Raw genomic sequence first — 21,498 nt, forward strand, 5'->3', positions numbered from 1 at the left:
CGGGTGGTCGGACCGGCCCCTGACGGCGGTGCACCCGCGCGCGTCAGGGACCCCGGGTTCCCCACCGGGCGCCGAACATGCAGGCGCGCCGACCGGGCCGCGACAGGCGCCGTAGGGAACAGCGGTGCACCGGCCGGCCCAGGCCGCGCACCTCGGGTGGTCGGACCGGCCCCTGACGGCGGTGCACCCGCGGGCGGCGACGGGGGCCCCGGAGGGGCCAAAGACCGGCGGGAGGCCGCGCGCGCGGAGCGCGCGCGGATCCCCGCCTACCCCGCCGCGGAGCGCGCCGTGCGCGCGCTCGCCGTGGCCGTGGAGTACGGGCGGTGGCGGCGCGAGGCTGCCGAGATCGGGCGCGTGCCCGCGTACGAGGACATCGACGAGGCGGCCGCCGGCGCCCTCGTCGAGCGCGTCCTCGGCCGGGCGGCCAAGCCGCACGGCGTCGCCCTGACCGACGCCGAGTGCCGCGCGCTCCTCGGCCACTACGGCATCCACGTGCCGGCCACCCGCCCCGCGCCGGGCGCCGACGAGGCCGCCGAGGCGGCACGCGAGCTCGGCTACCCCGTGGCGCTCAAGACGACCGCGCCCCACCTGCGCCACCGCGCCGACCTCGGCGGCGTACGGCTCGGCCTCGGCGACGAGGCGCAGCTGCGCGCCGCGTACCGGGAGCTGACCGGCGCGCTCGGCGGGCCCGCCGAACTGCGCCCCGTCGTGCAGTCGATGGTGCCGCGCGGCGTCGACACGGTCGTCAGGGCCGCGATCGACCCCGCCGCGGGAGCCGTGCTCTCCTTCGGCCTCGCCGGCGCACCGTCCGAGCTGCTCGGCGACCTGGGCCACCGCCTCGTCCCCGCGACCGACCGCGACGTCGCCGGGCTGATCCGCTCCATCAGGGCCGCGCCGCTCCTGTTCGGCTGGCGCGGCGCCGACCCGGCGGACACCGGTGCGCTCGCGGAGCTGCTGCTGCGCGTGTCACGCCTGGTGGACGACCACCCGGAGATCGTCGCGCTCTCCCTGGAGCCGGTCGTGGTGGCCACGCGCGGCCTGTCCGTACTCGACGCGCAGGTGCGCCTCGCGCCGCCGCCCGCCCTCGACGACCTCGGCCCGAGGCGGCTGCCCACCTACTGATCCGGCTCCTGCTCCGGCCTCCGCTCCGGCCCCCGCCCCGGCTCCTGCTCCGGCGCGGGCGAGCCACGCGGTCCGGGCCGTCGCGCGGGTGCCCGGGCGCCTCTCCCGCCCCCGTAGGATGGGCGCCATGGCGAAGAGCGGCATCACGACCCAGGGCCTGCGTACGGCGATCGAGCGCAGTGGCTACTACCCCGCGCTCGTGGCCGAGGCGGTCGAGGCCGCCGTCGGCGGTGAGCGGATCGCGTCGTACCTGGTGCACCAGGAGACCACGTTCGACGCCAACGAGGTCCGCCGCCATGTCACCGTCCTCGTCCTGACCGAGCACCGCTTCATCGTCAGCCACACCGACGAGCAGGCCGCCGACTCCGGCTCGCCCACGCCGTACGCGACGACGTCGACCGAGTCCGTCAAGCGTGACCGGATCTCGTCCGTCGTGGTCAGCCGCGTCGTCGCCAACCCCGAGTCGTACACGCCCGGCGCCCTGCCCCGCGAGGTCGTCCTCACGATCGGCTGGGGCGCGGTCTCCCGCATCGACCTGGAGCCCGCCGCCTGCGGTGACCCCGACTGCGAGGCCGACCACGGCTACACGGGCAACTCCACCGCCGACGACCTCAGCCTCAGGGTCAGCGAGGCGGGCGACGGGATCGACGCCGTCCGGGAGACCCTCAGCTTCGCGCAGGCGCTCTCGGAGGCCACGGCGACCCCGTCGGCCGGCCGCGCATGACCGACGGCGCCGACTGGTACGGGGCCGCGCCCTCACGCCTCGACGCGGACAGCCTCGACGGGGAGCGCCTCGACGGGGGCCGCCTAGACCCGGCCCGCGCCCCCGTCCCCGAGTACGGCAAGGGCTCGCTGGCCGACCTGCTGCCCACCCTCGCGGCCGGCCAGGGCGTGCCCGGCTTCGCCGCCGCCATACCCGAACTCGCCCCGGCCGACCGCAACTGTGTCTTCCTGATCGACGGCCTCGGCTGGGAGCAGATCAGGGCGCACGCCGACGAGGCGCCGTTCCTCGCCTCCCTGCTGGGCTCCTCCAGGGGCGGCACGGGCCGCCCCATCACGGCGGGCTTCCCCTCCACGACCGCCACCTCCCTCGCCTCCGTCGGCACCGGCACCGTGCCCGCCGACCACGGCCTGCTCGGATACACGGTGCGCGACCCGGCCACCGGCGCGCTGATGAACCAGCTGCGCTGGAAGCCCTGGACGGACCCGCACGCGTGGCAGCCGCACGCCACGGTCTTCCGGCTGGCGCACGAGGCCGGCGTGCACACCGCCCAGGTGTCCTCCCCGGCGTTCGCCGACACGCCCCTCACCCGGGTCGCCCTGAGCGGCGGCACGTTCCACGGCAGGCTGAGCGGCGAGGACAGGATGGACCTCGCGGCCGAGCAACTCGCCGCGGGCGACAGGTCGCTGGTCTACACGTACTACAGCGAGGTCGACGGCAACGGCCACCGCTTCGGCGTCGACTCCGACGCGTGGCGCGGCCAGCTGATGTACGCCGACCGCCTCGCGCAGCGCCTCGCCGAGCAACTCCCGCCGCGCTGCGCGCTGTACGTCACGGCCGACCACGGCATGATCGACATCCCGTTCGACGAGGAGTCCCGCATCGACTTCGACGAGGACTGGGCGCTGCGCGCGGGGGTCGCCCTGCTCGGCGGCGAGGGCAGAGCGCGTCACGTGTACGCGGTGCCGGGCGCGGCGGCCGACGTCCTCGCCGTCTGGCAGGACGTGCTGGGCGAGCAGTTCTGGGTGGCGAGCCGCGAGGAGGCCGTCGCCGCCGGCTGGTTCGGCCCGCCCGGCGCGGTGGACCCGCGCACGCACGGGCGGATCGGCGACGTGGTCGCGGCCGCGCGTGACGACGTGGTGGTCACGGCGTCCGTGGCCGAGCCGCGCGAGTCGGTGATGGTCGGCATGCACGGCTCGATGACCCCCGTCGAACAGCTCGTGCCCCTCATCGAAGTACGCTCCTAGCGCCCGCCGCACACGCCGTCCGCGTACCCTCACCCGCGTCCGCACCCGATTGAAAGGGTTCCGTCCCGTCATGCCTGAGCTGGTGTTCTTCTGCGGAACGATGGACTGCGGCAAGAGCACGCTGGCTCTCCAGATCATGCACAACCGCTCCGCGCGCGGCCTGCAGGGCGTGGTCTTCGCGCGGGACGACCGGGCGGGGCAGGGCAAGATCTCCTCCAGGCTCGGCCTCGTCGCGGACGCGGTGGAGGCGATCGCGGAGCTCGACCTGTACGGGCACGTCGTCGACGTGATCACGAAGGGCGGCCGGGCCGACTACGTCGTCGTGGACGAGGCCCAGTTCCTGCTGCCCGGCCAGATCGACCAGCTGGCACGCGTCGTGGACGACCTGGAGATCGACGTCTTCGCGTTCGGCATCACCACCGACTTCCGCACCCGGCTCTTCCCCGGCTCGCAGCGGCTGATCGAGCTCGCGGACCGGATAGAGGCGCTCCAGGTGGAGGCGATGTGCTGGTGCGGGGCTCGCGCCACTCACAACGCCCGCACGGTGGGCGGCGAGATGGTGGTGGAAGGCGAGCAGGTCGTCGTCGGTGACGTGAACGGCCACGCCGCGGAGGTCGGCTACGAGGTGCTCTGCCGACGCCACCACCGCCGCCGCACGACGAGCGCCACCGCCCGAGCCGGCGCGCTCTCACCGGACGTCCTGCCTCTTGCCTCGAATTGACCACGGCGGCCCGAGCCGGGGTGGCCTCTGCCGTGCCGTGTCGGGCGCGTAGGCTCGTTGAACGCGAAATCAAAGTGGCCGCTTGAGCGTTACCCGTACGGAGACCGTACGTATCGAAGGAGCACGCATGCCGAAGCTGGGGATCATCATCGCGAGCACCCGCCCTGGGAGGGTCGGCCTGCCCGTCGCCCAGTGGATCGACAAGGAGGCCCGCGCGCACGGCGGTTTCGACGAGGTCGACCTGATCGACCTGGCCGAGGTCGGCCTGCCGTTCATGGACGAGCCCAACCACCCGAGGCTCGGGCAGTACACGCACCAGCACACGCGTGACTGGAGCGCGCGGATCGACGCCTGCGACGCGTTCGTGTTCGTCATGCCCGAGTACAACTACGGCTACAACGCCGAGTTGAAGAACGCGCTCGACTTCCTGCACAGGGAGTGGCGCTACAAGCCGGTCGGTCTGGCGAGCTACGGCGGCGTGGCGGCGGGCACACGCGCCGCGCAGATGATCAAGCAGGTCGTCACGACGCTCAAGATGACCCCGGTCTTCGAGGCGGTGTCCATACCCTTCGTCCAGCAGTTCCTCGACGACGAGGCGGTGTTCACGCCGAACGAGATGCTCGAGGGCGCGGCCAAGTCGATGTTCGACGAACTGGTGCGCAACGAGGAGACGCTGAGGCCGCTGCGCTCGGCCTGATCGTCACGCGTGGGTGATGATGGCCGCATGACAGCCATCATCACCGCGCGCGAACTCGAGCAGGCCCTGGCGGGGGAGCGCCCGCCCGTCCTGCTCGACGTCCGCTGGCAGCTGAGCACGGCCGCGGCGGCCGGTGCGCCGCCCTTCGACGGGCGCTCGGAGTACGCGGCGGGGCACATCCCGGGCGCCGTCTTCGTCGACCTCGACCGCGAACTCGCGGCCCCGCCGGGGCCGCGCGGCCGCCACCCCCTGCCCGACGTGGCCGAGTTCGGCGCCGCGATGCGCCGCGCCGGGGTGCGCGCCGGCGCCCCGGTCGTCACGTACGACGGCGGGCAGGGCTGGGCCGCGGCACGCGCGTGGTGGCTGCTGCGCTGGACGGGCCACGAGGACGTGCGCGTGCTGGACGGCGGCCTCGCCGCGTGGCGCGGCCCGCTCTCCACCGGCGTCGAGGAAGCGGCCGAGGGCGACTTCCTGCCCGTGCCCGGCGCGATCGGCCTGCTCGACGCGGACGGCGCCGCCGCGCTCGCCCGCGAGGGCCTGTTGCTCGACGCGCGCGCGGCGGAGCGCTACCGGGGCGACGTGGAGCCCGTCGACCGCGTCGGCGGGCACATCCCCGGCGCGGTCTCGGCGCCCACGACGGACAACGTGGCCGAGGACGGCACCTTCCGCCCCGCCGCCGAACTGGCCGCGCGGTTCGAGAAGCTGGGTGCGGCGCGCGCCTCCCGGGTGGGCGGCGTGGGCGTCTACTGCGGCTCGGGCGTCTCCGCGGCGCACGAGGTGCTCGCGCTGGAACTCGCGGGCGTCCCCGCCGCACTGTACGCGGGCTCCTGGTCGGAGTGGTCGCGCGACGAGGAGCGCCCCGTGGAGCGCGGCGCGTAGGCCGCGCCCGGCACGAGACGCGCGGCACGGGGCGTCCGCACGGAGCCGCCAGGCACAGGGCCCCCGGCCGCGCGCGTCACCTGCTCGCGGGGGCGGGCTCCTCCTCCTTGACGTGCGTCTGGCTCATGTGGCGCGGGGTCGCGAAGCAGACCACCGCGATCAGGCCGATCACCAGAACAGCCGCCGGCAGCAGCAGGGAGTTGCCCATGGCCGTGCTGAATCCGGCCCCCAGGGCGGCCGGGAGCTTGCCCGACGCGCCGGCGAACGACTCGGCGGAGCCGCCGGCCGCCTTGCCCAGGTGCGAGACGAGCTGGGCCTGCATCAGGGCGGCGATGCTCGCGCTGCCCAGCACGGCGCCGACCTGCCGGGTCGTGTTGTAGACGCCCGCGCCCGCGCCCGCCTGGTGGATGGGCAGGTTCCGGTTGGCGGTGGTGCCGATCGGTGACCACATGAACGCGTTGGCGATGCCCAGCAGCGCGACCGGCAGCAGGAACTGCCAGATGGGCACGGACGGCGACATGACACGGCTGAGCCACAGCAGCGACACCGGGAACGCCGTCATGCCGATGCCGGCGAGCAGCCGCGGGTGCACCCGGTCGGTGAGGCGTCCCGTCCAGGGGGCCAGGACGCCGGAGAGCACGGCCATCGGCACGAGCAGCAGCGCCGCGCGCGTCGGGGAGAAGCCCCGTACGACCTGCGCCCACAGCATCAGCGGGAACGACATGGCGGTGATGGAGAACCCGACGGTGGTGATGGCGACGTTGGCGAGGCTGAAGTTGCGGTCCTTGAACAGGCCGAGCGGCACCAGCGGCTCGCCCTTGTTGCGGGACTGCCAGACCACGAAGGCGGCCATCACGACGACACCGGCGATGATCAGCCGCCACACGGTGATCGGTCCCGCCAGGGTGCCCCAGTGGTAGGTCTGGCCCTCCTGGATGCCGAACACGATCAGGAACATGCCGAGGCCGCTGAGCGCCACGCCCACCAGGTCGAAGCGGTGCGTGTGCGTCGGCAGCCTCGGCACCAGGCGGACCGCCAGGACGAACGCCACGACGCCCACCGGCACGTTGATGAAGAAGATCCACGCCCAGCCCAGCGAGTCGACCAGGACGCCGCCCACGATCGGTCCCACCAGCGTCGCGATCCCCGCGACGGCTCCCCACAGGCTCATGGCGCGGCCGCGCTGGTGCGCGGGGAAGGTGCGCGTGATGACGGCCATGGTCTGCGGCGTCATCATGGACGCGCCGAGACCCTGGACCACCCTTGCGATGATCAGCCCGGAGATGGTGTGGCTCAGCCCGCACCACAAGGACGCGCCGGTGAAGAGCACGAGGCCGGTCAGGTAGATGTTCTTGGGCCCGAACCTGTCACCGAGCCGTCCGGTCAGCAGCAGCGGCACGGCGAAGGCGAGCAGGTAGGCGCTGGTCACCCAGACCACGTTGTTGACGTCCGCCGAAAGGCCCTTCATCAGGGCGGGGGTGGCGACGGAGACGATCGTCTGGTCGACAAGGATCATGAAGAAGCCCACCACCAGCGCCCACAGCGCCGGCCACGGGCTCACTGGTCGGTCGTCCGGTACGGCCACGGAAGCTCCTCGTTGTGCAGTCGGATGATGAGGGCGCGCAGCCAGTCCCGTTCGGCGGCCTGGATGGTGCGCAGATAGTCGGCGACGAACCAGTACGCCTCGGGCACGTCGCTCTCGCGGAGCCCGGCCAGATAGCGGTCGGCCTCGTCGACCATCTCCGTCAGCCGCTCGGCCCGGTGCGTGAGGTGCCCGACGACCTGGTCGCGCGGGAGGTTGTGCGACTCTCCCAGCGCCAGCGGGAACCTCGGGTACTCGTTGACGGGCGAGTCGAGCATCACGCTGACCTGCTCCGACAGCACGGCCCTGCCGACCTGGGTGATCTCGTACGTCGTACGCTCCGGCCGGTTGCCCGCCTTCGCGGTGCCGCACGAGACGGCCAGGCCGTCCCGGGCCAGCCGCTCCACCGTGTGGTAGAGCGAGCCGGGCCTGACCTTGACGATGTGGTCCTCGTGCCGCTCCTTGAGCAGGGAGAACATCTCGTACGGATGCATCGGCCGTTCGACGAGCACCGCGAGACAGGCGACGGCGAGTGGGGTGAGCGGGGAGATGGCTGCGTTCCCTCAATCCAAGTGAAATATTCCTACTGGAATATTAACCCACTCAGAGGGGCGCGAAGACCCGGGCACACGGGGAGGCCTGGGCACAGGGGAGGCCTGGGCGCACGGGGAAGGGCCCGCCGGTGCCTGCGCACCGACGGGCCCTTCCGCGAGTCCCTGCCCGGTCCTACTCCTTCTTCTTGCGGCGCGTGCCGAAGACGATCTCGTCCCAGCTCGGCACCGCCGCGCGCCGGCCGGGCCGCACGCCGTCGGCCTCCGCCTGACGGTCCGTCGTGCCCGTCAGCCTGTCGCGGTGTCCCGACACGGACCGCGGCATCAGCACGTCCGCGTACGCGGACCCCGCTGAGGCCGCGGGGGCCACCGGCTCCTCGGCCTCCGGCTCCTGAGCGGGCTCGGGCGGCACCGGCTCCGAGGGGGCCGTCCTGTCCGGGACCACCAGATCGCCGCGGAAGCTCGGCACGGCCTCCAGCAGGCTGGTCAGCGAGTCGCGCTCGCGCGGGTCGCGCGCCTCGGCGCCGTCCGCGTCCGGCTCGTCGGACGTGACCGCGGGACGCTCGGGCGCGCGGTCGAGCGCACGCTCCAGCGAGCGGTCGGGGCGCTCGCGCGGCAGCCGGGCGATACGCGGCACGAACGGGAAGCTCGGCTCCTGCGCCGTGACCGTGTCGTCCGTGTCGCCGATCAGCGCGCGCGCCTCGTCGTCCACGGCCTGGACGAGCCGCCGCGGCGGGTCGTACGTCCAGCTCGCCGAGTGCGGTTCGCCGGCGACGCGGTAGACGAGCAGCACCTCCCAGGTGCCGTCGTCGCGCCGCCACGAGTCCCACTGCACGGTGTCCTTCTCGGCGCCGCGCAGCAGCAGCCGCTCCTGCACCGCCTCGCCCAGCTGGGGGCCCGCGTTCTCGCCGGGACGCCGCACGGGGGTCTTCCGCGCGCGCTCGGCCATGAAGGCGCGCTCCGCGAGCACGGGGCCCTCGAAGCGGCGCACCCGGTCCACGGGAATGCCCGCGAGCTGCGCCACCTCTTCGGCCGAGGCGCCCGCTCGTATACGCGCCTGGATGTCGCGGGGGCGGAGATGGCTCTCCACCTCGATCTCGATCTGGCCCAGGCGCGCACGGTCGTTGCGGACGGCGGCGCGCAGCCGCTCGTCGATGGGAAGGGTGTATTCCGTGCTGTCGGCAGCCTTGAGCACCAGTCGTGTGCCGTCGTTGGAGACGGCCACGACACGCAGTTCGGGCATGGGAACCTCCCGGGTGGTGCCTGCCGACGTCACGTGCGTCGCTGCTTCCGCTGGTCGAGTGTGGCCTGCCCGGGTGCAGCCTGCCACAACCTTGCCGTGTTGCCCGGCGTGTCGGGCAGTAGCCCTGGATCGCCGTTATGGCACGGTTACCTGTTTGCGACGCAGAGTGACGTACCTGGTCACTCTGTGCAGCAGGCGCCCGTGCGGTGCAACGGCCCCGCCGGATCGAGTGCCACGTGCGGCCCCCTTCCGAAGGTCCCGGACAACCGCGAGGAGGTCCGGCCCCAGGGCTCCAAACAGTACTCCATTCGGGCCATCGGGGTGGAGGGACGCGCCGCCCGGGTCCGCCGTCGCGCCGCTGCCTCGCCGCCGCCGCGCCGCTGCCTCACCCCGTTCGCTCCGCCCGCTCGGTGGCACTGTTCACACAATCCGCCGAATCGGAACTCCTCGCTTCGCCCATCTGTCCCTATCTGGTGCAAGCCGTGACAGTCGTTCAAGCAGGGGCCGGGATGGATCAGAAGCTGGACAGCGCCGCGAAACGCTACGACAGCGGGACGAACAGCACGGAACCCAGTCAGAGGCGCATCGACCTGAGCCTCCCGCAGGTGGCGGGCAGCGCGCTCGCGGCCATCGCCGCGGCGATCCTGGCGTCGCAGCTCAACGTGTACGGAACGATCATCGGCGCCGGCGTGGTCAGCGTGATCGCCACCTGCGGCGGCTCGGTATTCCACTACCTGTTCCGGCGCACGGGCCACCACCTGCGCGGCGCGGCCGACGGCGTGCGGCCGAGGTCGCGCCAGGTCCCGGTGGTGGACGACCGGACGCTCGCCATCCGCAAGGCGGCCGGGCACCACCCCGGGCCGGGCCATGACGGGCTGCCCGACACCGACGGACTGCCCGACACCCTGGACGTACTGGGCGCGGAGTACGGCGAAGCCACCACGCACGGGAAGCGGCGCCGCGGCTGGAAGCGCCCGGTGCTCACGGCCGTCGCCGTCTTCGCCGTCGCCATGGTCTGCATCACCGGCTACGAGCTGGCCGCGGGGCACGACCTCGCCGGGGACGCCCGCACGACCATCGGGTCCGTTGTCGGCGGCGGTGGCGGGGGAGGGGGCGACGGCAAGCAGACGCCGTCCACGCCCGCCGCGACCCCCTCGGACTCCACCGGATCGGGCGACGCGGGCCGGGGTTCAGCCGGCACGGGCGGCGGGACCGACCCGGCCACGTCACCCGGCACCGGCGGCGCCGGCCAGGGCTCGGCCGACCCGAACGGGCACGCCCCGTCGGGCGACCCGTCGCCCGGCACCTCCCAGCAGGGGTCCACCGGGCAGACGCCCTCCGCGCCCGCGCCCACCCCGTCCACGTCCGCCACGGGCAGCGGCGGTACGCAACAGGCCCCGGACACCGCGCCGAGCGGTGGCGGCGCCGCGGCGGGCAACTGACGCGGGGCCCCGCCCGGCGCCGGTCGTCACTCGCCCAGCACGCGCCGCAGGTAGTCGTTGGCGAAGACCCGGTCAGGGTCGAGACGGTCCCTCAGGGCCGTGAACTCGCCGAACCGCGGGTAGGCGCCCGACAGGTACTCAGCGTCCCGCGAGTGGATCTTTCCCCAGTGCGGTCTGCCGCCGTGCGCCACCATGATCTTCTCGACGGCCCCGAAGTACGCCTGGTGCGGGGTGCCCCGGTACAGGTGCACGGCGATGTACGCGCTGTCCCTGCCCGACGCCGTCGACAGGGCGATGTCGTCCGCCGGGGCCGTCCGCACCTCCACGGGGAAGCTCACCCGCAGCGGCGACGCGTCCACCATTCGCCTCACCTCGCGCAGCGCCGCGGGCGCCGCCGCCCTGGGCAGCGCGTACTCCATCTCCACGAACCGCACCCGGCGCGGTGACGTGAACACCTTGTAGGGGACGTCCGTGTACGTGCGCGCCGACAGGGCGCGGCTCGACACCCGGGCGATCGCGGGTATGGCCATCGGCGCCGCGCGGCCCACCGAACAGGCGACCTTGAACGCCCCGTTGGACAGCAGCTCGTCGTCCAGCCAGCCGCGCAGCAGGCCGGGAGGCGCGGCGGGCCCCTCGCTGCGGTTGTTGCGCTTGGTGTTGCAGTTGTCCGTGTGGGGGAACCAGTAGAACTCGAAGTGCTCGTTGCCCGAGACGAGCTCGTCGAACTCCGCCAGCACGCGATCCAGCGGCATCGGCTCCTCGCGCGCCGTCAGCAGGAAGACCGGCTCCACGGCGAACGTGACCGAGGTGAGCACGCCGAGCGCGCCCAGGCCGATGCGCGCGCAGGCGAACACGTCCGCGTTCTCCTGCGCCGAGCAGCGCAGCGTCGAGCCGTCGGCCGTGACCAGCTGCAAGGCGGTGACCTGCGCGGCGATCGACGCGGACGCCCTGCCGGTGCCGTGCGTGCCGGTGGAGATCGCGCCCGCCGCCGTCTGCGCCATGATGTCGCCCATGTTCGTGAGCGAGAGCCCCGCGCGGGCGAGCGCCGCGTTCAGCAGCCTGAGCGGGGTGCCCGCCGCCACCGTGACCGTGCCGGCCGCGCGGTCCAGCGCCAGGATGCCGGTCAGCCGGTCGGGCCGCACCAGCACGCCGTCGGTGGCCGCGGCGGCCGTGAACGAGTGACCCGTGCCGACCGCCTTCACCCTGAGGCCGTCCTCCGCCGCCCTGCGCACGACGTCCGCCAACTCGTCGGGCCCGCCGGGGGTGACGGTGCGCGCGGGGCGCGCAGACACGTTCCCCGCCCAGTTGCGCCAGGGCGCGGGGGCGGCGGAATCACGCCACGGGCCGCGGGGCCTCCTGCCCGCCCTGCCCTTCGCGCCCGTCGAGCCCGGGCCGCCCCGCGCCGCCGGGGTGCTCGTGGGGGTTCTGCGGGACTCCATCGGCCTCACGCCCTTTCCGCCGGGACACGGTGGCCGGCCTGCGCAGCCGGCGGTAGCCGGCGACCGCCACCACGGCCGCGACCGCACCCGCCACGCCGGGCACCGCGTACCCCGCCCGCGCGCCCGCCGCGTCGACCACCCATCCCGCGGCCGACGAGCCGAGCGCGACGCCGACACAGATCCCGGTGCTCGTCCAGGTCATGCCCTCGGTCAGCGCGCTGCGCGGTACGTGCGCCTCGACCAGGGCCACGGTGGTCACCATGGTCGGTGCCACCGCCAGCCCCGCGACGAAGAGCGCCGCGGCCAGGAGCGGCAGGCTCCCGGCCAGTTGGAGCGGGATCATACTCACGGCCATCGCGCCGACGCCCACGAGCCAGCGCCGCGCGGCCGGCCCCTCCATCCGCAGCAGGCCGAAAACCGCCCCCGCGAGGCAGGAGCCGAGCGCGTACACGGCGAGCACCAGGCTCGCGCTGCTCTTGTGCCCCACCTCGTCGGCGAAGGCGACCGTCACCACGTCGACGGAGCCGAAGATCGCCCCGGTCGCGACGAACGTCACCACCAGCACCTGGAGTCCCCGGGAGCGCAGCGCCGAGCCGCCGGTGAGCTCCCCGGGCGGATGCGGCACCGGCTCCGTCCCGCGCTGGGCGGTCAGCCAGCCCACGCCCGCGAGCAGGAAGACCCCCGAGACGAGCGGGCCCGCCTCGGGGAACCAGGACGTGGACAGGCCGATGGCCACGATCGGCCCGGCGATGAAGCAGACCTCGTCGACGACCGACTCCCACGCGTACGCCGAGTGCAGCCTGCCGGGCGCGTCCTGGTGCAGCGCCGCCCACCTGGCCCGCACCATCGCCCCGAGCCCCGGGACGCAGCCGCTCGCGGCCGCGAAGACGAACAGCGTCCAGTCGGGAGCGCCTTGCTGCGTGCACACCAGCAGCCCGGCCAGGGCGGCGACCGAGACCAGCGTGGCGGGCCGCAGCGTCCTGCGCTGCCCGTACCGGTCCACGAGACGCGACACCTGGGGGCCGAGCGCCGCCTTCGAGAGCGCCATCACGGCGGACAGCGCGCCGGCGAGCCCGTAGCGGCCGGTCAGCTGCGAGACCATCGTCACGACGCCGATGCCGGTCATGGACAACGGCATCCTGCCGAGCAGCCCCGCGGCGCTGAACTTCCAGGCACCCGGCGAGGCGAAGATCTCGCGGTACGACACGGCCACGTCCTCGTGGGATGACTCGTCAGGGACGACTCGGCAGGAACACGACTTGTAAGGGATGAGAGGCGTCCGTACAGGCTACGGTCCCGGCGGTGCCGGTCGCTCCTGAATATCCGCGCGGTGGCAGGATCGAGGCCATGCCCGACGAGTCAGCCACATCCCCCTACGACGCCCTCCTCCTGCTGTCCTTCGGCGGCCCCGAAGGCCCGGACGACGTCATCCCGTTCCTGGAGAACGTGACGCGCGGCCGCGGCATCCCGCGGGAGCGCCTCAAGGAGGTCGGGCGCCACTACTACCTCTTCGACGGGGTCAGCCCCATCAACGAGCAGAACCGCGTCCTCCTCGCCGCCCTGCGCGAGGACTTCGCCGGGCACGGCGTCGACCTGCCCGTCTACTGGGGCAACAGGAACTGGGCGCCGTACCTGACCGACACGCTCCGGCAGCTGACCGCCGACGGCCGCCGGCGCGTGGCCGTCCTGGCGACCAGCGCCTACGCCTCCTACTCGGGCTGCCGCCAATACCGGGAGAACCTCGCCGACGCGCTCGCCACCCTCACGGAGGAGGGGCTCACACCGCCGAAGGTCGACAAGCTGCGGCACTACTTCAACCACCCCGGCTTCGTGCGGCCCATGGCCGACGGTGTCGTCGCCGCGCTGGCAGACCTGCCCGAGGACGTACGCGCGGGCGCGCACATCGCCTTCACCACGCACTCCATCCCGACGGCCGCCGCCGACACCTCGGGCCCCGAGCCCGCGCACGGCGACGGCGGCGCCTACGTGGCCGAGCACCTCGACGTCGCCCGCCTGGTCGCCGAGGCCGTCCGCGAGGCGACCGGCGAGGACCACCCGTGGGAGCTCGTCTACCAGTCGCGCAGCGGCGCGCCGGGCACCCCGTGGCTCGAGCCCGACATCTGCGACCACCTGGAGACCCTGCACGGCAAGGGCGTGTCGGCCGTCGTGATGGCGCCCATCGGCTTCGTCTCCGACCACATGGAGGTCCTCTACGACCTCGACACCGAGGCCACGGCCAAGGCGGCGGAACTCGGCCTTCCGGTGCGCCGCTCGCCCACGGTCGGCGCCGACCCGCGCTTCGCCGCCGCGGTGCGGGACCTCGTCCTGGAACGGGCGGCGGCCGAGCGCGGCGAGCCGCGCGAGCGGTGCGCGCTCGGCACGCTGGGTCCGAGCCACGACGTGTGCCCGGTGGGCTGCTGCCCGGCCCGCACCCCGAGGCCCGCCGCCGCGGGCGCCGACAGCCCCTACGCGTGAAGGAGCCCCGCGTGAGTGACGTGAGCGACACGGCCGGGGCACCCGGCGACCCGGGCCTCGCCTCGGACCTGCTCGGCCTCGCCCTGGAAGCGGCGTCGAGGGCGGGCGCCCTGCTGCGCGACGGCAGGCCGGACGACCTGGCCGTCGCGGCCACCAAGTCCAGCCCCATCGACGTGGTGACGGAGATGGACATCGCGGCGGAGAAGCTGATCACCGACTTCCTCACCGACCGCAGGCCCGACGACGGGATCCTCGGCGAGGAGGGGGCGAGCAGGGAGTCAACCACCGGCATCCGCTGGGTGATCGACCCGCTCGACGGCACCGTCAACTACCTGTACGGACTGCCCACCTGGGCCGTCTCGATCGCGGTGCAGCAGGGCGGCGAGACGCTGGCCGGTGTCGTCGAGGCCCCGATGCGCGGGGAGACCTACCGCGCGGTGCGCGGCGGCGGCGCCCACCTGGGGGAGCGGCGGCTCGCGGTACGCCCCTCGCCCACCCTCGACCAGGCGCTGGTGTCGACGGGGTTCAACTACGTCGCCGACGTACGCGCCCACCAGGCGGAGGTGGCGCACCGGCTGATCCCCAGGCTGCGCGACATCAGGCGTGCCGGCTCTGCCGCGATCGACCTGTGCGACGTGGCCGCGGGGCGTCTCGACGGCTACTACGAGCGCGGGCTGCACCCCTGGGACTACGCGGCGGGCGACCTGATCGCGCGCGAGGCGGGCGCGCTGACCGGCGGCAGGCCCGGCGAACGGCCGCACGACGGGCTCACGGTCGCCGCGTCCCCCGGCGTCTTCGGACCACTCCAGGAGCTGCTGGAGGAGTACGGCGCCTGGCACGACTGAGGTGCGTGACCGAGGCGGAGCCCCGGCGCCCCGGCGCGCGGGACACCTACGCACAGCGAGGGGCCCCGGTGCCTCCCCCGGCACCGGGGCCCCTCACAAGCGCTGCCGCACGGCGGCGGCGACGGTGGACGGCCGGGCTCACGCGCCGGCCGTGCTCACCTCCACGCCGTGTTCGGCGGCGAGCCGGCGCAGGTCGTCCAGCTCCTCCTGCTCGACGTCGGCGAGGAAGTCGTCGCCCGCCTCGCGGGCCCGGCTCATCTCGGTCTCGGTGGTCCTTATGCGCTGCAGAAGCCCTGCTGTGAATGCGTCCATGGGTGCGCCCCCTCGTCGTGGGTCAGTGGCACGGGGGTGTGCCGACGTGGTGGTCGGGTGGCACGGGATGTGCCGACAAGCGGGTGATCACAAGCCCTCTGCCTACTGGAAAGCAGAACGCGGGAGGATACAGCCGCGCTCGGGCGTGATCTGAGGTGTGAGGACCTCATCCCCAAGCCGGGCCGACAGGAAACCTCAACCGCCTCGGCGATGCCGCATATTCCCCGCGGATTCACCCGGGCCCGCCGCCGGGCCCGCGCGGGCCCCACGCGAGATCCCGCGTCGCACCGGCAGCCTGGCTCCGCCTTACCGCCGGTTTATCCGCGAAAAGGGCAGGATGGGGGGCGCAAGGACGTGGTGACGCCTGCCCGGGACGAGGGCACGGGTCCTGAGGGAAGGATGAGCGACGTGCGCGTACTCGTCGTCGAGGACGAGCAGCTGCTCGCCGATGCCGTGGCGACCGGACTGCGCCGCGAGGCCATGGCCGTCGACGTCGTGTACGACGGGGCGGCGGCCCTGGAGCGCATCGGCGTCAACGACTACGACGTGGTGGTGCTCGACCGCGACCTGCCGCTGGTGCACGGCGACGACGTGTGCCGCAAGATCGTCGAGCTCGGCATGCCCACGCGCGTCCTGATGCTCACCGCGTCGGGCGATGTCAGCGACCGCGTCGAGGGGCTCGAACTGGGCGCCGACGACTACCTGCCGAAGCCCTTCGCCTTCACCGAGCTGACCGCCAGGGTCCGCGCGCTCGGCCGCCGCACGACGGTGCCGCTGCCGCCCGTCCTGGAGCGCTCCGGGATCAAGCTCGACCCCAACAGGCGCGAGGTGTTCAGGGACGGCGGCGAGATCCAGCTCGCGCCCAAGGAGTTCGCCGTCCTCGAGGTGCTGATGCGCAGCGAGGGCGCCGTGGTCTCCGCCGAGCAGCTGCTGGAGAAGGCGTGGGACGAGAACACGGACCCGTTCACGAACGTCGTCAGGGTGACGGTGATGACGCTGCGCAGGAAGCTCGGGGAGCCTCCCGTCATCGTCACCGTGCCCGGCTCCGGCTACCGGATCTGACGGCCGTGGCCTCCCATCCCGCGCCGCCCGGCACGCCCCCGAAACCGACCTGGGACCCGCGGTGGCCCGCCGAGCAGGTCGTTCCGTGGCTGCGCCCCACGATCCGGATACGCCTGACGCTGCTGTACGGCGGCATGTTCCTGATCGCGGGCATCCTGCTCCTGTCGATCATCTACCTGCTTGCCGCGCAGGCCCTGCACGTCGGCAGCGAGCTTCCCTTCACGATCGTTTCCGGCCAGGTCACCAGCAACATCTGCAACTTCCCCGGCCACGCGACGGCCGACGAGATCAACAGTGCGATGAACCAGTGCGTGAACCAGGAGCGCGCGCAGGCGCTGGACGACCTGCTCACCCGCTCGCTGTTCGCGCTCGTCGGCCTGACGATCATCGCGTTCGCCTTCGGCTACGCGATGGCCGGCCGCGTACTGTCGCCGCTCGGCCGGATCACGCGCACGGCGCGCCGCGTCGTCGGCACGGACCTCTCGCGCCGTATCGAGCTGGACGGCCCCGACGACGAGTTCAAGGAGCTGGCGGACACCTTCGACGAGATGCTGGAGCGCCTCGAACGCGCCTTCTCCTCCCAGCAGCGCTTCGTGGCCAACGCCTCGCACGAGCTGCGCACGCCGCTGGCGATCAACAGGACGCTGCTCGAAGTGCACCTCTCCGATCCGGGTGCCCCGGCCGAGCTCCAGCAGCTCGGCAAGACGCTGCTGTCCACCAACGAGCGCAGCGAGCAGCTCGTCGAGGGGCTGCTGCTGCTCGCCCGCAGCGAGAACCAGCTCGTGGAGCGAAAACCGGTCGATCTCGCGGAGGTCGCCGCGCGCGCCGTCGACCAGGCGGCCGCGGAGGCCGAGCAGACGGGCGTCGAGATGCGGACGCGGTGCGTGGCGGCGGTCGTGCAGGGCAACGGCGTGCTGCTCGAGCGGATCGCGCTGAACCTCGTGCAGAACGCCGTCCGCTACAACGTCCGGGAGAACGGCTGGGTGGAGGTGTGCACGGATGTCCGGCAGGGGCAGGCGGTCCTCGAGGTGTCGAACACGGGTCCCGTCGTCCCCGCCTACGAGATCGATAATCTGTTCGAGCCGTTCCGCAGGTTGCGGACGGAGCGCACGGGTAGTGACAGGGGTGTCGGCCTGGGACTTTCCATCGCGCGCTCGGTCGCGAGAGCGCACGGCGGACGCATCTCGGCCGAGCCGCGTGAGGGAGGCGGGCTCGTGATGCGTGTCACGTTGCCGATGTGAGCGGCTCCGCCCGCGGTCCCGGTGACCGTGAGGCTGTTCGCTTTGAGCGGAATTTCCGTCATCGCGAGTGATCGGTCTTTTGTGCGACGGATCACAGGAATGTTTGTGCACCCTCCTACGTTCAGTGATCAAACACCTGTCGGAAGGCCGGTAAAGTCCGGGTTTCCGAGGGGTGGGATCACGGGAAGTACACGGGGTGGTGCCTGCGAAGTACTACCTCGGGACCGTGTACGGTCCCCCTCGCCACCCGAAGCCGATCATTCGTGAGCGGCGCCGTCGGGTGTCGATTGAGTAACAGACCTTGATGTGAGGCAAAATCTCCGCTTCGGGTCGGGCACAAGTCCGGCCTCTCATGCGTTACGTGCGCTGAAGACATCACAGACACCCACAGGGGGAGAGCACCGAGATGGCTACCGACTACGACACTCCACGCAAGACAGACGACGACGTCGACCAGGACAGCCTGGAAGAGCTGAAGGCGCGTCGCAACGACAAGTCGACCTCCGCGGTCGACGTCGACGAGTTCGAGCAGGCCGAAGGTCTTGAGCTGCCGGGCGCCGACCTCTCCAACGAGGAGCTGTCGGTCAGGGTCCTGCCGCGCCAGGCCGACGAGTTCACGTGCATGAGCTGCTTCCTCGTGCACCACCGCTCGCAGCTCTCCAGGGAGAAGAACGGTCAGCCGATCTGCCGCGACTGCGACTGAGAGCCGTCGCGATGGTGGCAGGCGACCCGTTCAGGAAGCGGCGCTTCCGGCCGGCACCGAGCCCGGACGGAGAGCCGTCGCAGGACCGGCCCGGCGGTACGGACGCCGTACGGGACGGTGACGCCGCGCAGGACGGTAAGGACCGGCTCCCCTCGACCAAGGGCCGGTTCGAGCGCGTCAGGCGCGGCGTGCGCAAGGGCGGCTCGGGCGCCGCGGCCGGCCTCGGATTCGTGGCCGACCGGATCCTCGAGATCGCTCCCCGCATCCCCGTCCGCGATCTCGCGACGCTGCGGGGGCAGTTCCCGGGCCTCGGCCCGGAGGAGATCGCCGACAAGCTCGTGGCGGGCGCCGCGACGAGCAGCGCGACCGTCGGCGCGGGCGTCGGCGCGGCCGCCATGCTGCCCGTGCCACCGGCCCTGCCGGCGGAGCTGGCCGCCGAGATCACGGCGGTGGCGGCGATCGAGATCAAGCTCATCGCCGAACTGCACGAGGTCTACGGGCAGCGGCCCCCCGGCTCCCTCAGACAGCGCGGCATCGCCTACGTGCAGTCCTGGACCGAGGAGCGCGGGGTGGACGTCACAAAGCCCGCGACGTTCAACGGCGCGCTCAGCGGCCGCATGAAGCGCGAGCTGCGCCAGCAGATCATGAAGCGCACGGTGCGCAGCCTCCCGAACCTCGTCCCCTTCATGATCGGCGCCGCTGTCGGCGCGATGATGAACCGGAGGGACACCAAGCACGTCGCGGAACACGTCCGCGACGACCTGCGGCGCAAACAGGTCGCCTGGGACGCGCTGCCTGCCCTGCCGCCCCTGGAGCGCCCGGCGGACCCGCCGCCCGAACTCCCCGGCGACCTGCACCACTGACGCCCGCGCGGGCGTCAGGCCGGGGCGCTGTCCGGCGCCGCCTCAGGCCGCTGTCAGGCCGCCCTGGCGCCTTCGAGGGCCGCCGCGAGCCCCTGCGGGTCGCGGGTCGAGAGATAGACGTACGGCGTCGGGTCCTGCGGGTCCGTGACCACCACACGCACCGCCGTCGGCACGTAGCTGCGCAGCAGCATGAACGCCCGCGGGTCGGCCTTGTGCAGCCGCCAGGCCCTCGTCTCCTCCGGGTCGAGCACCTCGGGCTCGCCCAGCGCCGACAGCGGGATCCTCGCGTCGCCCGCCACCAGCGAGTCGCCCAGCACACGCACGCGCGCGGAACCGTACGAGCTGACGCAGCCCATCGCGATCGCGCCGGCGCCCACGAGGCCCGCCAGCATCGGGATCGGCCCGAGCGGCAGCAGGATCAGCGCCCCGCAGACCCCCAGCAGGCCGGCGATGATCCACCAGGACGTGGGCGCGGTGAGGCGTTCTTCGTAGCGCGGGGCGGAAGGCTGCATGAAGCAAGCTTGACACGGGGGCCTGTGGGCGCTTCCGCGCGGGTAAGGTCTGCGCATGTGAGCCACACCCCACAACGATCCCCTGTCGACGTCCTCATCCGCCGGGTCGACCCCGAGGCGCCCCTCCCGGCGTACGGGCACCCCGGCGACGCGGGCGCCGATCTCGTCACGACGCTCGCGGTGGACCTCGCCCCCGGCGAGCGCGCCGTGCTGCCGACGGGGGTGTCCATCGCGCTGCCCGACGGGTACGCGGCCTTCGTGCATCCTCGCTCCGGCCTCGCAGCGCGCTGCGGAGTGGCTCTCGTGAATGCCCCCGGCACGGTGGATGCCGGGTACCGTGGAGAGATCAAGGTGATCGTGGTCAATCTGGACCCGCGCGAGAGCGTGCGGTTCGCTCGGTTCGACCGGATTGCCCAACTGGTCGTCCAGCAGGTCGAGAAGGTCCGCTTCCACGAGGTGGCGGAGCTTCCCGGATCCGCGCGGGCCGAGGGGGGCTTCGGGTCCACCGGTGGTCATGCCGCCACGGACGGTGCACAGGGTGGGAATCGATACGCTTCGGTCGTATCCGACCGGGAAGGACAGTGACGTGTTCGGACGTCGCAAGAAGAACGGCTCCGCTCAGGACGCGACGGACGCAGCGGGCGAGGACGAGCTCCTCGACGGCACTGACGCCGGCGAAGAAGGCGGGGACGGCACAGACGCCGAAGAAGCGGCGGCTGACGAGGCCGGCGGCGCCCGCGTGAACCTTCCTCCGGCTCCCCGGCCGGACGGCCCGTGGGACAGCGCGGAGGTCTCCAAGCCGGACGACGGCAGGGTCGACCTCGGTGGCATGTTCGTGCCGGGCGTCGAGGGCATGGAGCTGCGCGTGGAGGTCGCGGGCGACGCGATCGTCGCCGCCACGGTCGTGCTGAACGACAGCGCCGTGCAGCTCCAGGCGTTCGCGGCCCCCAAGAAGGAGGGCATCTGGGGCGAGGTCCGCGAGGAGATCGCCACCGGAATCACCCAGCAGGGCGGCATCATCGACGAGGTCGAGGGCCCGCTCGGCTGGGAGCTGCGCGCCCAGGTCCCCGTGCAACTGCCCGACGGCACGGGCGGCGTGCAGCTGGTGCGCTTCGTCGGCGTCGACGGGCCGCGCTGGTTCCTGCGCGGCGTGATCTCCGGGCAGGGCGCTGCCCAGCCGGAGACGGCGGGCCTGCTGGAGCAGGTCTTCAAGGACACGGTGATCGTGCGCGGCGAAGGTCCGATGGCCCCCCGCGACCCGATCGTGCTGAAGCTGCCGAACGACGCGCAGATGGTGCCCGAGGGCGTGCAGCAGGAGGAGCAGGAGGGCTCCCGCTTCTCCGGCGGCATGGGGCAGCTGCAGCGGGGCCCCGAGATCACCGAGGTGCGCTGACGGCGACGGCTGTGTGAGCCGGCACAGACGGCCGGCGACGGGCCGCACTCCCTTGGCGGGGGTGCGGCCCTTCGCCGTTCCCCGTCGCCGCTGGTGCCGCGTTCGCGCTGGTCACGGCCGTCCACGTAAGGGGTGCGTACAGGACGCGCCCCAGGCCGTATGGGACCCGTCAACGCGCGTCGCGCGCGGCGGAAGCGGAGGTTTCCTCGATACGTCAGGAACCCTCCTCCCTCCCTAGGAGCACACGATGGCCGACGTGGCCTTCGTCCTCACCGCGTGCGCGACCTTCGCGCTGGTGGCCGTCATCGCGAAGGCGGTGGCGAAACTGTGAGCGCCTCATCCCCCGAGATCGCCGAGATCGCCGAGAACGCGATCGGGCTCGCCGTGGCCGTCGCCGTACTGGTCTACCTGGTATTGGCGCTGGTCTTCCCGGAGAGGTTCTGAGGGG

The 21,498-nt window shown here is 72.9% G+C and carries 23 protein-coding genes; 16 read left to right on the forward strand and 7 right to left on the reverse strand.

Annotated features, from left to right (window positions below; all coding sequences use genetic code 11):
- From JFN87_RS09900 to JFN87_RS09925, 6 genes are all read left to right on the forward strand, one after another.
- Positions 1-1,122: acetate--CoA ligase family protein (locus tag JFN87_RS09900; protein ID WP_209339577.1), on the forward strand; the 1,122-nt coding region annotated here is incomplete at its 5' end.
- Between the two features lie 127 nt (positions 1,123-1,249).
- Positions 1,250-1,846 carry a DUF5998 family protein gene (locus JFN87_RS09905; protein ID WP_209339578.1) on the forward strand — a complete coding sequence of 199 codons (597 nt, stop codon included), beginning with the start codon at positions 1,250-1,252 and terminating at the stop codon, positions 1,844-1,846.
- Positions 1,843-3,090: an alkaline phosphatase family protein gene (locus tag JFN87_RS09910; RefSeq protein ID WP_209339579.1), complete on the forward strand. Its 1,248-nt coding sequence runs from the start codon at positions 1,843-1,845 to the stop codon at positions 3,088-3,090. The genes JFN87_RS09905 and JFN87_RS09910 overlap by 4 nt, the downstream gene beginning before the upstream one ends.
- A 70-nt stretch (positions 3,091-3,160) precedes the next feature.
- Positions 3,161-3,811, forward strand: coding sequence for a thymidine kinase (locus tag JFN87_RS09915; RefSeq protein ID WP_209339580.1), 651 nt, complete (start codon positions 3,161-3,163; stop codon positions 3,809-3,811).
- Between the two features lie 127 nt (positions 3,812-3,938).
- Complete coding sequence (locus tag JFN87_RS09920; RefSeq protein ID WP_209339581.1) at positions 3,939-4,508, forward strand: NADPH-dependent FMN reductase; 570 nt, start codon at positions 3,939-3,941, stop codon at positions 4,506-4,508.
- Positions 4,509-4,535: 27 nt separating this feature from the next.
- Positions 4,536-5,387, forward strand: coding sequence for a sulfurtransferase (locus JFN87_RS09925; RefSeq protein ID WP_209339582.1), 852 nt, complete (start codon positions 4,536-4,538; stop codon positions 5,385-5,387).
- Positions 5,388-5,463: 76 nt separating this feature from the next.
- Here the strand turns inward: JFN87_RS09925 and JFN87_RS09930 are convergent, their stop codons facing one another.
- From JFN87_RS09930 to sepH, 3 genes are all read right to left on the reverse strand, one after another.
- On the reverse strand, positions 5,464-6,972 hold the full coding sequence (locus JFN87_RS09930) for a DHA2 family efflux MFS transporter permease subunit (RefSeq protein WP_307865381.1): 1,509 nt from the start codon (positions 6,970-6,972) through the stop codon (positions 5,464-5,466).
- Positions 6,945-7,481 carry a PadR family transcriptional regulator gene (locus JFN87_RS09935; protein WP_209339583.1) on the reverse strand — a complete coding sequence of 179 codons (537 nt, stop codon included), beginning with the start codon at positions 7,479-7,481 and terminating at the stop codon, positions 6,945-6,947. Before JFN87_RS09935 ends, JFN87_RS09930 begins: the two co-directional genes overlap by 28 nt.
- A gap of 214 nt (positions 7,482-7,695) precedes the next feature.
- Positions 7,696-8,796: a septation protein SepH gene (gene sepH, locus JFN87_RS09940; RefSeq protein ID WP_209339584.1), complete on the reverse strand. Its 1,101-nt coding sequence runs from the start codon at positions 8,794-8,796 to the stop codon at positions 7,696-7,698.
- A gap of 476 nt (positions 8,797-9,272) precedes the next feature.
- Here sepH and JFN87_RS34090 point away from each other — a divergent pair, with 476 nt between their 5' ends.
- Positions 9,273-10,205 carry a hypothetical protein gene (locus JFN87_RS34090; RefSeq protein WP_209339585.1) on the forward strand — a complete coding sequence of 311 codons (933 nt, stop codon included), beginning with the start codon at positions 9,273-9,275 and terminating at the stop codon, positions 10,203-10,205.
- Positions 10,206-10,231: 26 nt separating this feature from the next.
- Here JFN87_RS34090 and JFN87_RS09950 read toward each other — a convergent pair whose 3' ends face one another.
- On the reverse strand, positions 10,232-11,644 hold the full coding sequence (locus JFN87_RS09950) for a D-arabinono-1,4-lactone oxidase (RefSeq protein WP_209339586.1): 1,413 nt from the start codon (positions 11,642-11,644) through the stop codon (positions 10,232-10,234).
- Positions 11,538-12,857 carry an MFS transporter gene (locus JFN87_RS09955; RefSeq protein WP_209339587.1) on the reverse strand — a complete coding sequence of 440 codons (1,320 nt, stop codon included), beginning with the start codon at positions 12,855-12,857 and terminating at the stop codon, positions 11,538-11,540. The genes JFN87_RS09950 and JFN87_RS09955 overlap by 107 nt, the downstream gene beginning before the upstream one ends.
- 134 nt (positions 12,858-12,991) lie before the next feature.
- Here JFN87_RS09955 and JFN87_RS09960 point away from each other — a divergent pair, with 134 nt between their 5' ends.
- Together JFN87_RS09960 and JFN87_RS09965 are read left to right on the forward strand one after the other, a co-directional pair.
- Positions 12,992-14,119: a ferrochelatase gene (locus JFN87_RS09960; protein ID WP_209339588.1), complete on the forward strand. Its 1,128-nt coding sequence runs from the start codon at positions 12,992-12,994 to the stop codon at positions 14,117-14,119.
- A gap of 20 nt (positions 14,120-14,139) precedes the next feature.
- Positions 14,140-14,964: an inositol monophosphatase family protein gene (locus JFN87_RS09965; RefSeq protein WP_209339620.1), complete on the forward strand. Its 825-nt coding sequence runs from the start codon at positions 14,140-14,142 to the stop codon at positions 14,962-14,964.
- A 138-nt stretch (positions 14,965-15,102) separates the two neighbouring features.
- Here the strand turns inward: JFN87_RS09965 and JFN87_RS09970 are convergent, their stop codons facing one another.
- The gene (locus tag JFN87_RS09970) at positions 15,103-15,276 is read right to left on the reverse strand and encodes a hypothetical protein (RefSeq protein WP_199809937.1); all 174 of its coding nucleotides are present in this window, start codon (positions 15,274-15,276) and stop codon (positions 15,103-15,105) included.
- Between the two features lie 408 nt (positions 15,277-15,684).
- Between JFN87_RS09970 and JFN87_RS09975 the strand changes: the two genes are divergently transcribed.
- The 4 genes from JFN87_RS09975 (at position 15,685) to JFN87_RS09990 (ending at position 19,145) form a co-directional block, all read left to right on the forward strand.
- The gene (locus tag JFN87_RS09975) at positions 15,685-16,338 is read left to right on the forward strand and encodes a response regulator transcription factor (protein WP_209339621.1); all 654 of its coding nucleotides are present in this window, start codon (positions 15,685-15,687) and stop codon (positions 16,336-16,338) included.
- Positions 16,339-16,343: 5 nt separating this feature from the next.
- The gene (locus JFN87_RS09980) at positions 16,344-17,579 is read left to right on the forward strand and encodes a sensor histidine kinase (RefSeq protein WP_209339589.1); all 1,236 of its coding nucleotides are present in this window, start codon (positions 16,344-16,346) and stop codon (positions 17,577-17,579) included.
- 406 nt (positions 17,580-17,985) lie between these two features.
- A complete protein-coding gene (locus tag JFN87_RS09985; protein WP_030902691.1) occupies positions 17,986-18,282 on the forward strand; it encodes a DUF4193 domain-containing protein in 297 nt (98 codons plus the stop codon).
- A gap of 11 nt (positions 18,283-18,293) precedes the next feature.
- On the forward strand, positions 18,294-19,145 hold the full coding sequence (locus JFN87_RS09990; protein WP_245179103.1) for an EcsC family protein: 852 nt from the start codon (positions 18,294-18,296) through the stop codon (positions 19,143-19,145).
- Between the two features lie 53 nt (positions 19,146-19,198).
- Here the strand turns inward: JFN87_RS09990 and JFN87_RS09995 are convergent, their stop codons facing one another.
- Positions 19,199-19,657 carry a DUF3093 domain-containing protein gene (locus JFN87_RS09995; RefSeq protein ID WP_209339590.1) on the reverse strand — a complete coding sequence of 153 codons (459 nt, stop codon included), beginning with the start codon at positions 19,655-19,657 and terminating at the stop codon, positions 19,199-19,201.
- Between the two features lie 57 nt (positions 19,658-19,714).
- Here JFN87_RS09995 and dut point away from each other — a divergent pair, with 57 nt between their 5' ends.
- The 3 genes from dut (at position 19,715) to JFN87_RS34315 (ending at position 21,494) form a co-directional block, all read left to right on the forward strand.
- Positions 19,715-20,242, forward strand: coding sequence for a dUTP diphosphatase (gene dut / locus JFN87_RS10000; protein WP_209339591.1), 528 nt, complete (start codon positions 19,715-19,717; stop codon positions 20,240-20,242).
- A 1-nt stretch (position 20,243) separates the two neighbouring features.
- Positions 20,244-21,050: a DUF3710 domain-containing protein gene (locus JFN87_RS10005; protein WP_209339592.1), complete on the forward strand. Its 807-nt coding sequence runs from the start codon at positions 20,244-20,246 to the stop codon at positions 21,048-21,050.
- 327 nt (positions 21,051-21,377) lie between these two features.
- Positions 21,378-21,494, forward strand: a complete 117-nt coding sequence (locus JFN87_RS34315; RefSeq protein ID WP_307865382.1) for a potassium-transporting ATPase subunit F — start codon at positions 21,378-21,380, stop codon at positions 21,492-21,494.
- Positions 21,495-21,498: the final 4 nt, after the last annotated feature.

Origin of the sequence: Streptomyces montanisoli (genome assembly GCF_017813245.1) — a bacterium.
GTDB lineage: Bacteria > Actinomycetota > Actinomycetes > Streptomycetales > Streptomycetaceae > Streptomyces > Streptomyces montanisoli.

Excerpts from the sequence above, each read along its gene's own strand:
- JFN87_RS09905 (WP_209339578.1), top strand. The coding sequence starts at position 1,250 with ATGGCGAAGAGCGGCATCACGACCCAGGGCCTGCGTACGGCGATCGAG.
- JFN87_RS09910 (WP_209339579.1), top strand. The coding sequence starts at position 1,843 with ATGACCGACGGCGCCGACTGGTACGGGGCCGCGCCCTCACGCCTCGAC.
- JFN87_RS09915 (WP_209339580.1), top strand. The coding sequence starts at position 3,161 with ATGCCTGAGCTGGTGTTCTTCTGCGGAACGATGGACTGCGGCAAGAGC.
- JFN87_RS09920 (WP_209339581.1), top strand. The coding sequence starts at position 3,939 with ATGCCGAAGCTGGGGATCATCATCGCGAGCACCCGCCCTGGGAGGGTC.
- JFN87_RS09925 (WP_209339582.1), top strand. The coding sequence starts at position 4,536 with ATGACAGCCATCATCACCGCGCGCGAACTCGAGCAGGCCCTGGCGGGG.
- JFN87_RS34090 (WP_209339585.1), top strand. The coding sequence starts at position 9,273 with ATGGATCAGAAGCTGGACAGCGCCGCGAAACGCTACGACAGCGGGACG.
- JFN87_RS09950 (WP_209339586.1), bottom strand. The coding sequence starts at position 11,644 with ATGGAGTCCCGCAGAACCCCCACGAGCACCCCGGCGGCGCGGGGCGGC.
- JFN87_RS09960 (WP_209339588.1), top strand. The coding sequence starts at position 12,992 with ATGCCCGACGAGTCAGCCACATCCCCCTACGACGCCCTCCTCCTGCTG.
- JFN87_RS09970 (WP_199809937.1), bottom strand. The coding sequence starts at position 15,276 with ATGGACGCATTCACAGCAGGGCTTCTGCAGCGCATAAGGACCACCGAG.
- JFN87_RS09985 (WP_030902691.1), top strand. The coding sequence starts at position 17,986 with ATGGCTACCGACTACGACACTCCACGCAAGACAGACGACGACGTCGAC.
- JFN87_RS09990 (WP_245179103.1), top strand. The coding sequence starts at position 18,294 with ATGGTGGCAGGCGACCCGTTCAGGAAGCGGCGCTTCCGGCCGGCACCG.
- JFN87_RS09995 (WP_209339590.1), bottom strand. The coding sequence starts at position 19,657 with ATGCAGCCTTCCGCCCCGCGCTACGAAGAACGCCTCACCGCGCCCACG.